Origin of the sequence: Mycolicibacterium flavescens (genome assembly GCF_001722335.1) — a bacterium.
Taxonomy (GTDB): domain Bacteria; phylum Actinomycetota; class Actinomycetes; order Mycobacteriales; family Mycobacteriaceae; genus Mycobacterium; species Mycobacterium flavescens.
Map to the genome: position 1 here is coordinate 97,763 of NZ_MIHA01000003.1, position 13,861 is coordinate 111,623.

Annotated in this window: 13 protein-coding genes; 9 read left to right on the top strand and 4 right to left on the bottom strand. The window is 66.7% G+C overall.

Annotation, left to right across the window (positions count from 1 at the left end):
- Nucleotides 1–94 precede the first annotated feature (94 nt).
- From BHQ18_RS04895 to BHQ18_RS04930, 8 genes are all read left to right on the top strand, one after another.
- Complete coding sequence (locus tag BHQ18_RS04895) at nt 95–1,582, top strand: class I adenylate-forming enzyme family protein (RefSeq protein ID WP_084293883.1); 1,488 nt, start codon at nt 95–97, stop codon at nt 1,580–1,582.
- Nucleotides 1,579–2,727, top strand: a complete 1,149-nt coding sequence (locus BHQ18_RS04900) for an acyl-CoA dehydrogenase family protein (protein WP_069412465.1) — start codon at nt 1,579–1,581, stop codon at nt 2,725–2,727. Before BHQ18_RS04895 ends, BHQ18_RS04900 begins: the two co-directional genes overlap by 4 nt.
- Nucleotides 2,728–2,852: 125 nt before the next feature.
- Nucleotides 2,853–4,004, top strand: a complete 1,152-nt coding sequence (locus BHQ18_RS04905; protein WP_197747137.1) for an amidohydrolase family protein — start codon at nt 2,853–2,855, stop codon at nt 4,002–4,004.
- Nucleotides 4,001–4,261, top strand: a complete 261-nt coding sequence (locus tag BHQ18_RS04910; protein WP_084293884.1) for a hypothetical protein — start codon at nt 4,001–4,003, stop codon at nt 4,259–4,261. Before BHQ18_RS04905 ends, BHQ18_RS04910 begins: the two co-directional genes overlap by 4 nt.
- Before the next feature lie 75 nt (nt 4,262–4,336).
- A complete protein-coding gene (locus tag BHQ18_RS04915) occupies nt 4,337–5,449 on the top strand; it encodes an acyl-CoA dehydrogenase family protein (RefSeq protein WP_069412467.1) in 1,113 nt (370 codons plus the stop codon).
- 55 nt (nt 5,450–5,504) lie between these two features.
- On the top strand, nt 5,505–6,671 hold the full coding sequence (locus tag BHQ18_RS04920; RefSeq protein ID WP_372516606.1) for an acetyl-CoA hydrolase/transferase C-terminal domain-containing protein: 1,167 nt from the start codon (nt 5,505–5,507) through the stop codon (nt 6,669–6,671).
- A 15-nt stretch (nt 6,672–6,686) separates the two neighbouring features.
- Nucleotides 6,687–7,598 carry an SDR family NAD(P)-dependent oxidoreductase gene (locus BHQ18_RS04925; protein WP_084293885.1) on the top strand — a complete coding sequence of 304 codons (912 nt, stop codon included), beginning with the start codon at nt 6,687–6,689 and terminating at the stop codon, nt 7,596–7,598.
- A 234-nt stretch (nt 7,599–7,832) separates the two neighbouring features.
- Nucleotides 7,833–8,054, top strand: a complete 222-nt coding sequence (locus tag BHQ18_RS04930; RefSeq protein WP_234794093.1) for a hypothetical protein — start codon at nt 7,833–7,835, stop codon at nt 8,052–8,054.
- Here the strand turns inward: BHQ18_RS04930 and BHQ18_RS04935 are convergent.
- The 4 genes from BHQ18_RS04935 to BHQ18_RS04950 are packed head-to-tail and all read right to left on the bottom strand — an operon-like array spanning nt 8,051 to nt 12,517.
- Entirely contained in the window at nt 8,051–8,827 is a 777-nt protein-coding gene (locus BHQ18_RS04935) for an SDR family NAD(P)-dependent oxidoreductase (protein ID WP_069412470.1), read from the bottom strand. The two genes, BHQ18_RS04930 and BHQ18_RS04935, sit on opposite strands and share 4 nt — an antisense overlap.
- A 13-nt stretch (nt 8,828–8,840) precedes the next feature.
- Complete coding sequence (locus BHQ18_RS04940) at nt 8,841–9,794, bottom strand: VOC family protein (RefSeq protein ID WP_069412471.1); 954 nt, start codon at nt 9,792–9,794, stop codon at nt 8,841–8,843.
- Nucleotides 9,794–11,005: a CaiB/BaiF CoA transferase family protein gene (locus BHQ18_RS04945; protein ID WP_069412472.1), complete on the bottom strand. Its 1,212-nt coding sequence runs from the start codon at nt 11,003–11,005 to the stop codon at nt 9,794–9,796. The genes BHQ18_RS04940 and BHQ18_RS04945 overlap by 1 nt, the downstream gene beginning before the upstream one ends.
- Before the next feature lie 24 nt (nt 11,006–11,029).
- On the bottom strand, nt 11,030–12,517 hold the full coding sequence (locus tag BHQ18_RS04950; RefSeq protein WP_069412473.1) for an aldehyde dehydrogenase family protein: 1,488 nt from the start codon (nt 12,515–12,517) through the stop codon (nt 11,030–11,032).
- A gap of 115 nt (nt 12,518–12,632) precedes the next feature.
- On the opposite strand from BHQ18_RS04950, the gene BHQ18_RS04955 reads away from it, so the two are divergent.
- On the top strand, nt 12,633–13,856 hold the full coding sequence (locus tag BHQ18_RS04955) for an acyl-CoA dehydrogenase family protein (RefSeq protein ID WP_069412474.1): 1,224 nt from the start codon (nt 12,633–12,635) through the stop codon (nt 13,854–13,856).
- The last annotated feature ends 5 nt before the right edge of the window (nt 13,857–13,861 follow it).

The following is a 13,861-nucleotide window of genomic DNA, read 5'->3' on the forward strand; positions in this document are numbered from 1 at the left end:
TCGGCTGTCGTGATCGGCAACGACGAACAGCTGAAGCTGGGGTCGCTCAATTGGTTAAATGTTTAGATTGTGTGGGCAGAACGGGAGGTGCTCAGTGACTGCTGGCACCATCGCCGGGCTGCTCGACGAGTGCGCCGCCGACAGGCCGCAACGTCCGCTGCTACGTGACGTAGAGGGCCACAGTTTGACGGTGTCAGACGTCGCCGCATTGACGTCGGCCGCAGCGCAATGGCTGTGGGATGCCGGTATACGGCCGGGCATGACGGTTGCCTGGCAGATGCCGGCAACCGTCAATGCGGCAATTGTGATGCTGGGTCTGGCTCGGATGCCCGTCGTCCAGGCGCCGGTGCTCCACCTCTACCGGCTACGAGAGGTCCGTTCGGCTGTGGAGGTCGCGAACGCCGACATCCTGCTGGTCGACGAGTCGACGGCGAGCGATGCGCCGCAAATGCCGACCGTCACGGTGCCACCCGACCTCCTCGCCAGGCTCGAAACCGTGACCGCGACAGCGCACCCGGAGTTCGACGGGCCAGCCCCGACCGACCCGCGCTGGGTGTACTTCACCTCCGGCACCACCGGTCGCCCGAAAGGCGTGCGCCACACTGACGCCACGTTGCTCAGCGCCGCCCGCGGGTACGTCTCCCACCTCGGGGTAGGCAGCCATCCGAAGGAACTCGGCACGATCGCCTTCCCCATCGCGCACGTGGGCGGCATGGTCTACCTCGCCTGCGCGCTGCTCGGCGATTTCCCTGTGCTGCTTGTCCCGAAGGTCACCGCCGAGAATCTGCCCCGGCTGATCGCGGAGCACGAGGTGACGGTCACCGGTGCCAGCACGGCGTTCTATCAGATGCTGAACACGGCCCAAATGAGTGCCCCCACAGCAGATTTGCTGATGCCCTCGCTGCGGATGCTGATCGGCGGAGGCGCCGCATGCCCGCCGGAGGTGCATCGCCAGGTGCGTGAACACCTGCGCGTGCCAGTCGTGCACGCCTACGGCATGACCGAGGCACCGATGATCTGTGTCAGCGAATTCACCGACAGCGAAGAACAACTCGCCAACAGCGCGGGCCGTCCGATCCCTGGATCGGAGGTGCGGATCAGTGCCGGCGGCGAGATCGAACTGCGCGGCGAGAACCTGACCCCGGGATACACCGATCGTGAGCAGTGGCAGCACGCGCGCACCGAGGACGGGTGGTTCCGCAGCGGCGACCGAGGCCACCTACGTCCCGACGGGCGCATCGTGGTCACCGGCCGGACCAAGGACCTGATCATCCGGAAGGGTGAGAACGTCGCGCCGGACGAGCTGGAGAACGAGCTGCTGGCCCATCCCCTCGTCGACGAGATCGCCGTGCTCGGCCAGCCCGACGAGCTGCGCGGTGAATTGGTGTGTGCGGTGGTGCGACGTTCGCCCCGCCACCGCGACGTCACCCTCGACGAGCTGTGCACATTCCTCGATGAGCGTGGACTCATGAAGCAGAAGTGGCCTGAGCGGCTCGTCGTCGTGGACGAATTCCCGCTGACGGGGCTCGGCAAGGTCGCCAAGTCCGAGTTGGCCCGTCAGATCGCAGGAGGAACCTCATGACGGCCTTGGCGCCCGACGAACGTCAGGAACTCGCGCAGTCTGTGCGCTCCGCCTGTGAGCGGATCGCGCCGGAGGAACGGGTCCGGGCCGTCGCCTACGGAGAGGGCGATGCCGCCTCCGGTTTCGACACCGCCCTCTGGGACGTGCTGTGCAACCAGGTCGGGGTGGCAGCCATCGCGCTGCCCGAGCACCTCGGCGGCGCCGGCTACGGCGCGTCCGCGCTGGGCGTGGTCGCCCATGAACTCGGCCGGGCACTGGCGCCGGTGCCGTTCCTCGGCTCCACGGTGCTGGCGACCGGCCTGCTACTCGACCTGGCCGACCGCTACCCCGATGCCGAGAAGCGGCTGGCGCAGCTCATCGAAGGCCGGCGCACCGCGGCCGCAGCCCTCACCGGCGACGGCGGATTGTGGCGCCGATCCGCGGTGACGCTGCGCGCCACGCGTCGCGGCGACGACTGGAGCGTCGACGGCACCGTGCGCCACGTCTTGGGCGGCACCGCCGCCGATGACCTCGTGGTGGTCGCCGCAGCAGACGACGGCGAGCCTGCGGTGTTCCTGCTCGACCCGAAGATCGACAGCGTCGACGTGGAAGCCGAACGAGTGCTCGACGGGACCCGGCCGATGGCCACCATCACCCTGACCGGGGCGGCCGCGATGCGCCTGTCTGGCGACGGCCCCGTCGACGACCTCGTCCAGCGCAACGTCGACGTCGCGCTGGCGGTGCTGTCGGCCGAACAGGTCGGCGCCTGCGAACGGGTCCTCGAACTTGCCACCGCCTATGCCCGCACGCGCGAACAATTCGGCCGTCCCATCGGCAGCTTCCAGGCCATCAAGCACAAGTGTGCGGACATGCTCGTTGATCTGGAGTGGGCACGGTCGGCGTCGCACGCCGCGCTTCAGGCGTTCGACTCTGAGGATGCTGCGATCGCCGGCGAGGCGCAGTGGCGCGCCAGCATGGCGAAGGCGGTGTGCTCGGAATCGCTGCGAAATGCCGTGCGCGCCAATGTGCAGATCCACGGGGGCATTGGTTTCACGTGGGAAGACTCGGCGCATCTCTATTTTCGGCGGGCCCGAACCGACGAGGTGATTTTCGGTGCACCCGCCCAACACTGGGACCGGTTAGCAAACCTGACCAAGCTCAACTGAGTTTGCCCTAGGCGCCAACTACTGAGTCTGCTTGCCCGCGTCACAGGTGGGTGATTAGACTCACATTAAATAACTAAATGTTTTTCTGTTTCTGCTCACAGCCCGAAGCCCCTGAGGAGGCCCCAGTGCCGTTGCAGCCCTGGATGGAGTTGATCTCGGTTGATGATCACCTGATCGAACATCCGAAGGTGTGGAGCGACCGGCTCCCGACGAAGTACTTGGACGTTGGTCCGAAGATCATCGAGTGGGAGCGCCCCGATAACGGGCAGATGTGTCAGGTCTGGGAGTACGAGGGCCGGATCTACCCTTATATCGGGCTCAACGCGGTGGCGGGCAAGAAGCCTGAGGAGTACGGCGTCGAACCGGTGCGCTACGACGACATGATTCCCGGCTGCTATGACCCCAAGGCGCGGGTCGCCGACATGGACATCGACGGCGTGCAGGCGATGACCTGCTTCCCGTCCTTCCCGCGGTTCGCCGGTGCGGTGTTCGCTGAGGGTGAGGACAAGGAACTGGCCCGGCTGTGTTCGGCTGCGTGGAACGACTTTCACCTCGACGAGTGGGCCGCCACGGCGCCCGACCGGTTCATCCCGGTGGCCATGTTGCCGTTCTGGGACGTCGAGGCCAGTGTGGCCGAGATCCATCGCGTCGCGGCCAAGGGCGCCAAGTGTGTGACCTTTCCCGACCTGCCCGACAAGCTGGGATTGCCGTCGGTGCATTCCGATCACTGGGATCCGCTGCTCTCGGCGATGGAGGACACCGGTCTGGTGCTGGCTCAGCACTTCGGTTCCGGTGGTTTCCCGCCGCCGATCGCTCCGGATGCCCCGTTCGCGGTGTTCGTGACGCTGATGGGCACCATGTCGATGACCGCGTTGACCGACTGGTTGTTCAGCCACACGCTCTACCGGCATCCCAAGCTGAAGATCGGCTTGAGTGAGGGCGGCGTCGGTTGGATTCCCTACATCTTGGAGCGCGCCGACAGTGTGTGGCGCAAGCACCGCTTCTACAACAACGTCAACCAGGACCATCCGCCGAGCTACCTGTGGAAGAAGCACTTTCACGGTTGTTTCATCGAGGACGACTTCGGCATGGCGGTCCGCGACCACATCGGGGTCGACCAGATCACCTGGGAATGTGACTACCCGCACTCGGATTCGTACTGGCCGCAGAGCCGTGACCGGGCCGCCCAGGCGCTCAAGGACGTTCCCGACGACGAAGCCCACAAGATCGTCGAACTCAATGCCCGCGCGTTCTACAACTTCCCGCGGGCAGCGTGACTCCCGCCGGCGACGACGTGGAGCGGGTCGAACAGCTCGCCCGCTCGGACTGGACCGACCAGGATTTGCTCACCAAGGACGAGGCGCGCGAGCGCCTCGTCGAAGAGATCGGGCGCACCCGGGCCCGGCTCGACGAAGTGCGGTCCGCCGCGGGCGACCATGCGTCAGCCGATACGGAACTGACGCTGCTGGAGCGCCGGCTCAACGCCATGGAGTCAGTCCGAGACGAATACAACGACTATCGCGCGGGGAAATGATCCCAACACGTCCCGCGCCAAGGAGCAGTGGTGGCGGCCTCCCCTGATCTCATCGAGGACATCGACGCCCTACGCATGAAGTTTCGTGCGTTCCTCGACAGCGCGCCCAAACCGGCCGGGTTGAGGAACTACGGACCCACGCCCACCGCGGCCGACGTCGAGCCGGGCCGTGCGTGGCACCGCTATCTGGCCGATCACGGCTACACGTGTCTGCATTGGCCGGTCGAATTCGGCGGCGCCGCAGCCACCGTGGCCTACCAGGCTGCCTTCGCCGAGGAGTGCGCCCGAGCGGGAGTGCCCCGTCAGCTGAACATTACGGGCGTAGATCTGGTCGGCCCGGTGTTGATCAAGTTCGGCACCCCAGACCAGAAGGAGCGTTACCTCGAACCGATTCGGCTCGGTGACGCCGTCTGGACACAGCTGTTCTCCGAACCGGGCGCGGGATCGGATCTGGCCGGCGTGCGGACACGAGCCGAGCGCACCGCCGACGGGTGGCGGATCGACGGCCAGAAGGTGTGGAGTTCGGCGGCGGCTTCGGCCGACTACGGGCTCCTGCTGGCCCGCACCGGCCCCGACAAGCACCGCGACTTGTCGATGTTCATTGTCCCGATGGATGCCCCGGGAGTCTCGGTGCGGCCGTTGGTCCAGATGGATGGCGAGAGCAAGTTCAACGAGGTTTTCTTCGACGGTGCCGATCTCAGCGACGATGCACTGATAGGTGAGGTCGGACAAGGCTGGGCCGTGGCGATGGTGACGTTGGGTCGCGAACGCCTGACACTGGGCACCCAAGCCGTGGCGATGTTCCAGCTGCACGAGCGGATGGTCAACGCCGCGCGTGACCATGACCTCCTCGACCCGGTGCTGTCGCGGTCCATGACCCGGTTGTGGACCCGGATGTGGCTCTTGCGCTACACCTGGCAACGTGCGATCGATTCAGGCGATCTCACGTCGTCTGCATTCTCCGTGCTCAAGTTGATGACCTCGGAGACCGATCAGGACCTTGGCGACGTGGCCACCGAGGTGCTCGGCACCGACGCGTGCGTCGACCCGGCCGACTCCGGTGAGGCGGCCGATCTCGTGCACCACATGCTTGTGGGGCGGGCGCAGACGATTCTCGGTGGCACCAGCGAGATTCAGCGCAACATCCTGGGTGAGCGGGTGCTAGGGCTCCCGAAGGAGTCCCGATGAGCGCCTGCGCGAAGAGCAGATCACCACGGTGACAGCGCCTTTGACCGCAGCCACCCTGTCGGGTGCGCTGCGGCAGGCGGTGCGTCCGGGAACGACCGTGGCCCTCGGCGACGGCGTCGGTGCACTGTCCTGTCTCGACGACGGCTCATCGATGGGCGCGGCACTCAGCGGTGTAGCGCGCGAGGTGGGTTCGGTGCGACTCGTGCTCGGCTGGCTGCCCGGCCCGGTCGCCGGCCTCGAGGCCGACGCATTCGGCGAGGTGGCCGCCTTGATGCCCGGGTGGGGCGTCCGTGACCTACTACGAACCCCGACAGCACGTTTCATACCCACCCGACTCTCGGCCATCGGCGCTCTACTCGCCGGGGTCCCGCGGCCCGACCTGCTCATCACGCGGGTCGTCGAACGCGGTGGCGAACTGCATTTCGCTACCGAAGTGTCCTGGCAGCGTGAACTCGTTCAGGCCGGAGTGCCGGTACTGGGGATCGTCGACGGCGCGGCGCCGATGGCCAGCGCTCTGCGTGCGCTGGACCCCGCTCAAGTGACGGTGGTCGGGCGCAGCGCCGACGGTCCGATGCGATTGGCGCCCAAGGCGCCCGAAGCGGTGCACGACGCTCTCGCCGACTCCGTGCTGCGGTTCGTCCCGGAGGGAGCCCGGCTGCAGTACGGGCCAGGCCAACTGGGCACGGCGCTGTTGAACCGCGCAGCAGTGCCGCTGCAGATCGACACCGGGCTGCTCACCGACGCCGTCGTCGGCCTCGAACGGCGCGGACTGTTGGCCGCGATGCCGTCCGCGACGTATCTGATGGGCAGCGACGTCTTGTACGACTGGGCGGACGGCAAGCCCATCCTGCGCGGCATCGAGTACACCCATGACTTCGTCCGACTTGCCTATGGCGCACCGTTCGTCGCCGTCAACACCGCCATCGAGCTCGACCCGTACGGCCAGATCAACGTCGAAGGCTTCGGCGAGAAAGTCGTCGGCGGAATCGGTGGACACCCGGACTACTGCGCCGCAGGCGCAATGAGCCGCGGCGGGTTGTCCATCATCGCCGTGCCGTCTTCGACGAACGGCCGCTCACCCCTGGTGGAGCAACTGAGCCGTCCGGCGTCGACCCCCGCCCACGACGTCGACGTGATCGTCACCGAATCCGGTCACGCCGACCTGCGGGGCGCCGACTGGTCGCGGCGACGGCACCTGATCACCGAATTGTTCTCGAAATGAAGGAGTTAACGAGCGATGCCTGAAGGCCCTCTGACTGGCAAGGTCGTGCTCGTCACCGGAGGCGGACGCGGCATCGGCCGCGGCCATTGCCTCGAGCTGGCCCGCCAAGGCGCGGCCGTCGTCGTGAACGACCCCGGTGTTGGCCGGGACGGCTCCAGCGGTGACGGAGCAGGTCCCGCTGCAGACGTCGTCGCCGAGATCGAATCGGCGGGCCGCAAGGCCATCGCGCATACCGGTTCGGTGTCCTCGTGGGACGACGTGGCCGACATGGTGTCCACCGCCGTCGACACGTTCGGGTCCCTGACTGGTGTGGTCAACAATGCCGGCATCCTGCGCGACTCCATGGTCGCCGCGTCCACCGAGGCCGACTGGGACAGCGTCATCGCTGTGCATCTCAAGGGCACGTTCGCGGTCACCCGGCATGCCTGTGAATACTGGCGGGCGCAATTCAAGGCGGGCAACCCGATCGACGCGCACATCGTCAACACGGTGTCGGGTGCGGGCTTGTGGGGCAATGTCGGGCAGAGCGCCTACGGCGCGGCGAAGGCCGCCATCGCCAACCTGACCATCGTCACCGCGATGGAAGCTCAGCGTTACGGCGTTGCGGTCAACGCGATCTCGCCGCTGGCGATGTCACGGATGACCCAGGAGGTGTTCGGCAGCCGCGCTGACGACCCCGCGCTGGATCCCGCTCGCAGCTCGCCGGTGGTCGCCTGGCTCCAGTCCGCGCAGTCATCGTGGCTCACCGGCCAGATCCTGCGCATCAACGGTGACAAGCTCACCCGAATCCACGGCTTCACCGAGGCACCCGGCGCCTACCACGCCAAAGACGGTAATTCCCTTGCATTCTCCGAGATCGGTCAGGCCGTCAGCTGGCTCTACGGCACCTCGCCGCGGGGACTGGCCGGGCCGCTACCCGCTGACTAGTGTTGCGCAGACCCCGTCTCCATCGACGGTAAGCAAGCGCGGCCGGAGTCGATGGCGTGACGCCGTTGCGCGGACCTCCTGTCAGGCGATGACAGCAGGTTCTCGGACCGGTTGACCGTCGAGTTTCGCGTGACGTCCGTACGGCGCAGGCTCGCGTTCCGGCATCCACAGCGCCAACACGATTGCGCTCACCACGGTCGCCGCAGCCAGAACCAAAGCGGCCTGACTGTGACCGTGAGTGAAGGCAGCCTTTGCCGCCGCGGCGAGTGGTTGCGCTGCAGGTCCCCCGAGAGCCCGCAGGCCCGCGCCGAACTCGGCGACTTCGACCTGACGCTGGGGCTGGCGCAACTCCTGGGACCGCTACTGTTCGGCCGTCTGACCGGTGTCCGCGCCATCGGCCGCGACGACTGCATCCGGATTGTCGACGACTTCTTCATCGCCCACCAGCCGGCCTAGGGCGCCCCGCCGTCGGCGAAGATGGTCTGTCCGGTGACGAACGCGCAGACATCGGACAGCAGGAAGGCGATCAGCGCGCCGATCTCGTCGGGCTGCCCGGGTCGGGCGAGCGCGGCATCGAAACCGAAGTCCTCGACGAGCGCTCGCTCGAGGGCCTCTTCGTACGGATAGCCCTTGCTCTCCGCGACGTATCCACGGATGGCGTGCAACGCATCGGTCTCCACGGCCCCGGGCGCCACGCTGTTGGCCCGGATGCCTGCGTGGCCATGCGTGCGCGCGATGCCGCGGGTGAACGTGGCGACCGCGGCCTTGAGGCTGGCGTAGGGTAGCCGCGGTTCGTGCGGTGCGCGCACCGAGTAGGCCGCGGTGGTCACGATCGCGCCCTTGGTGGCGGTCAGATGGGGCAGCGCCGCCTGTACGCTGCGGGTCGTCGCCAGCAGCACGTCGTGAAACGCTGTGTCCCAGGCGTCGTCGTCGGAGTCGATAGGCATCATGCCCGCGGTGCCCATGGTGATGGCGATGCCGTCCAGCCTGCCCAGGATGCGGGCGGCTTCGTCGACGGCGGCGACCGCCTGGCCAGGCCGGCTCACGTCGTAGGACAACCCGTGGGCCGAGACGGCGCCGGCTTCGGCGACTTGTTGTGCGGCCGTCTCGGCGCGATCCGCGTCTCGCCCCACGACCACGACCGACGCACCCTCGCGAGCGAGCGCGCGGGCTGCCGCCAGTCCCATCCCCGCCGACCCGCCGACGACGACGTAGCCCTTTCCCGTCATTGCAAGATCCACGTCAACTCCCCGATCTGGTGAAGAAACTCAGTGGCCGTTCGACGAACTCGAACACCACGCCGTCGGGTGAGCGCAGGAAGGCGATGTGCAGACCTTCGATCTTGGTCCCCGGCAACGGGCACCACACCGGATCACCCATGCGCTCAACCGAGTCGGGCACCTGCGCCAGCGCGTCATGCACGTTTTCCACCCGGAGCGCGCAGCGGTAGAGACCCTGGCGGTTGCCGCCCCACGGCACCGGTACAGCCGCGGTGTCGGCGTGCTGCACCACCACCAGTTTGAACTGACGACCGTCCTCGGCAAGAGCGTAACGCGCTACCACGCAATCGTTTTCGCCGGATGCGCCAGGACTCAGCTGCGCTCCCGCGACCGACTGCGTGCTCGGCGCGGCGAGTTCCTCGAACCCGATGTCGGTGAGGAACTCACCGGTTGCGGCTGCGTCGATCGCCGCGATCCGGATGCCGTCGAACAGCGCGCCCCCTGATGAGTCGGCATCGGGAGGCAACGCGGTCAACTCGATCACGACCCCGTCGGGATCGAGCGCGAGCACAGACTTCCCGCCGCCCATCAGACCGTCGACGGGATCGCCGACTTCCAGACCGCCCCGGCGCAATGCGGCCGCCGCTGCATCGACATCGGCGACCGCCAACTGCAGTCCGCGGATACCGGGTCGCACGGGATCGGCACTCGGGTCACGGCTCAGTGGAGGCGAGTGATACTCGATGGCCTCCAGCGCGCAACCACCCCGCCCACCGCGGGCATCATAGAGAAACGCGGTGGCACAGTAGGTTTCACCGTCTAATCCCAAAATCGATCCGTCGGTGGCCACTTCCGGATCGGTGCGCATCCGCGCCTTCAGGCCAAGCACGTCACCATAGACGCGCTCGGTGGCGTCGAGCGCGGCACAGTTGAGGTTGACATGCAGGAAGCGCCGGGCGAGTTGCTCGGATCCCACTACAGGACGACCGAGTTGATCTTGAACTCGATGATCTGATCCTCCGTGAAGCCGAGCTCGGTCAACACTGCATCGGTGTGCTCGCCATGCCCTGGGGCGCAGGTGAGATCCAGCGGCGTCTCATCAAATTGCACAGGGCTTGCCGCCAGCGCAAACTCGTTGTCGTTCGCATCGGTCACCCTGGGCAGGTATCCGTTGGCGACGGCCTGTGGGTCACTGTGCACCTCGTGTGCGGTCTGCATGACGTCCCACACCCCGTCGAATCCCTTGAACGCCTTCTCCCAATGGGAGAGATCTTCGGACTCGAAGGCCGAACGCAACTCAGCGATGCACTCCTTGCGATTGCCGAATCGTACTGCCGCAGAAGAGAACCGTTCGTCATCGATCAGGTCGGTGCGGCCCAGTCGGGTGCAGAAGTCCGCCCAGAAGCGGTCGGCCTGCAGCAGCACGAACGCGATGAATCGGTTGTCGCGGGTCTTGTAGATGCTGGCCACCGGGTTGGGCATCTCGTCGAGGTTGAACTTCGGAATGTCCTGACCGGTCACCCCTGATCCGACGATGTCCGGACCGAGCTGCCAGATCGCGGCGTTGAGAAGCGACACGTCGACCACCGACGGCTCGCCGGTGCGCTCGCGCTTCACCAGTGCCGCCGCGATGCCACCCGCGATCGCCAAGCCGCCGTAGGAATCGCCGAACGCGGGACGCTGGATCGGCGGGTACGAACCGTCGCCGGCCGAGTAGGCGTCGCCGATGCCGCCGCGTGCCCAGTACGCCGCCAGGTCGAAACCACCCTGAGCGGCCAGATCGCCCTTGATGCCGTAACCGTGGCCGCGTGCGTAAATGATCTTCGGGTTGCGTGCCCGGACCTGTTCGACATCGATGCCCATCCGCTGCCGGGAGTCCGGCAACAGGTTGGTGACGAACACGTCGGCGGTCTCGATCAGCTTCATCAACAGCTCCAGCCCTTCGGGGGTGGAGGTGTCCAGGCCGATGCTGCGCTTGCCGCGGTTGGGCTGCTCGATGAAGTGGTTCACTCCCCCTGCGCCGGTGACGATCCCGGAGCTGATCAGGCCACGCTGCGGATCACCGATTTCGGGGTGCTCGACTTTGATGACGTCGGCGCCCCAGTCAGCCAGCACAGCGCCAGCCGCGGGGACGAACGTCCACGCCGCCAGCTCGACGACGCGGATTCCACTGAGAATGTCGGACATTGGTTCCTTTGCTTGGTGATCGGGTTAATACGCGATGACTTTGGTCTGCAGGTGCTGCTCGAAGCCCTCGACCCCGTTCTGCCTGCCGATGCCGCTCATCTTGTATCCGCCGAACGGAGCGTCGGCGCCGTAGAAGATCGCGTTGTTGACGTTCACCGATCCGGTGCGGATGCGCCGCGCAACTGCCATCGCCCGCTCCGGGTCGCCAAGCACGGTGCCGGCAAGCCCGTAGATCGAGTTGTTGGCCATCTCGACGGCACCGTCGTCGCTGCCGTCGTACGGGGTGATCGTGATGACCGGGCCGAAGATCTCCTCCTGGAAGACGCGATGATCGGGGCGGACGTCAGCGAGGATCGTTGGGGCGACGAAGTATCCGCGGTCCAAGCCCTCGGGTTTACCGCCGCCTACTGTCACCCGGGCACCCTGCTCCTTTGCGATCCGTATGTAGTCCAGCACGCGGTCACGCTGTTTGGCCGAGATGAGCGGGCCGCAGAAGTTGGCCGGATCGGCGGGGTCACCGATGGTGACCGAGGCGAACGTCGTGGTGGCCAGTTCGACGGCTTCGTCGTAGCGCGCGCGGGGCACCAGCATGCGGGTCGTCAGCGCACAGCCCTGACCGGAGTGCATGAGCGCGCCGATACACCCGGGGACGGTCGTGGCCAGGTCGGCGTCCTCGAGCAGCAGGTACACCGATTTGCCGCCCAACTCCATCAGGTTGCGCTTCATGGTGGCAGCAGACAGCCTGCCGATGAGTTCGCCGACCGCGGTGGACCCGGTGAAGGAGATCATGTCTACCCGCGGGTCCGTCACCAGACGCTGCGCGACGTCGTTGTCCGATGCGGTGACGACATTGACCACACCCGCTGGGATGTCGGTCTTCTCGGCGATGACGCGGCCCCATCGAAGCGCAGTCCACGGTGTCTCGATAGGCGCCTTGAGCACCATCGTGTTGCCGGTGGCCAGAATCTGGCCCACCTTGTTGGCGATGATCTCGATCGGGAAGTTCCACGGCGTGATCGCGCCGACGACACCCATCGCCTCCTTGACCACGACACGGTTGTAGGGCACTCCCATCAGGGCGGCCTCGTCGAGCTGCCGCTCCCAGGCGAACTCGGAGATGTACTGGGCAGGCCAGCGGATCCCATCGGCCAGTGGCCACTCCAACTGAGCTATATAGGTCATGCCCAGGGGCGCCCCCGCCTCGGCGATCACCTCGGCCCGCATGTCCTCCTTTTCCTGCTGGAGTGCGTCGTGCAACTGCATCAGGCAGTGCTGCCGGAACTCCCGGTTGGTCGCCCAGTCGGTGGTGTCGAAGGCACGCCTGGCGGCGGCGATGGCCTCATCGATGTCCCCGGCGCCGGCGTCGGCGGTGACGCCGAGCACCTCCTCGGTGGCGGGGTTGACGTTGTCGGCCGTCCGACCGCCTGCAGCGTCGCGCAGCTGCCCGTCGATGAGTAGGCGGGTCTCGGGGTTGAAGTTGACGGTGGCGGCGGCAATCGGTGAAGCCGTCATTGGCAGTCCCTCTCACAGAAGTGGCGGTGTGGGCTATTGTACCCACTTATAGATAACTGTTTAGCTGATTCGGTCGTAGCTGCCGGATCTGGCCTTCATGAAGGGGGGGAATGGGTTGTCCGCCCCTGTCGACAATGCCGTAGTCGAGTATGTCGCGCATGTCGCCCTGTACCGCCAGGAATTCCGCCGGTATCTGCGCGAGCTGGAGGTCGCCGACCAGTGGCGCACCGCCGTGTTCTCCAGCGCCGAGGACGGCCTGGCCCACGACGCCACGATGATGGCCCGCCTGCATGCCGACGGCTGGAACCGGTACGGCTGGCCCGAAGCGGCAGGCGGCCTCGGTGGCAACGAGATCCATCGCGCCGTGTACTACGAGGAACTCGGGCACGCGATGCTGCCGATCCCAGCCCAGCAGTGGACGCTGGAGACACTGGGCCCCGCCCTGATCCGGTTTGCACCGGACCTGGCCGCGACCTACATGCCGGGCTATCTCAGCGGCGCCGAGTGGTGGGGGCAGAGCTTCTCCGAGCCGGAGTCCGGCAGCGACCTGGCCACTCTGCGCACCCGCGCCGTCGACGACGGGGCAGGCGGGTTCGTCGTCAACGGTCAGAAGATCTGGACCAGCCAGGGACCGACGGCCAAACGCCTGCTTGCCCTCGTGCGCACCGGTACGCCCGAGAGTCGCCACCGAGGCCTGACCATGTTGATGATCGACGCCGACGCGCCGGGTGTCACCATCCGGCCGATTGCGCTGGCCAGCGGGCGCCGTGAGCTGGCCGAGGTGTTCTTCGACGATGTGCGGGTCGACCGCGAGCGCGTGGTCGGCGACGTCGACGGCGGCTGGGCTGTCGCGATGCATCTCATGCAGTACGAACGCGGCATGTACGGCTACGCGGTGCTCAACAAGGTCCTCGTCGAGCTCGGCAGGTTGCGAGAGGAGATGGTGACCGCGGGTACGACCCCTGCACAGCGTCAACGCTTCGCCGGTGTCTACGTCGACGTCGTGGCCGCACAGGCCCGAACCGCGACCACCGTCCGTCGACTGGCCGCTGGCGAGGCGGTCGGTGCGGACAGCAGCATCGACAAATTGCTCTTCGGCCGTGCCGAGAAGAAGGCGAACGACCTGATCCTCGAGATCACCAGGGAACAGATGATCGCCGGAGCGGCGACATCCGGCTCGGCCGCCGGTCGGGGCGGCGCAGCGCTTGACACCGCGCGGGCCGAGTGGTGGTACTCGCGGGCTGCGACCGTGATGGGCGGCACCGCAGAAGTGCAACGCGGCATCATCGCCGACCACATCCTCGGGTTGCCGAAGGAAAGCAGAGGGCAGCGGAAGTGACCGAC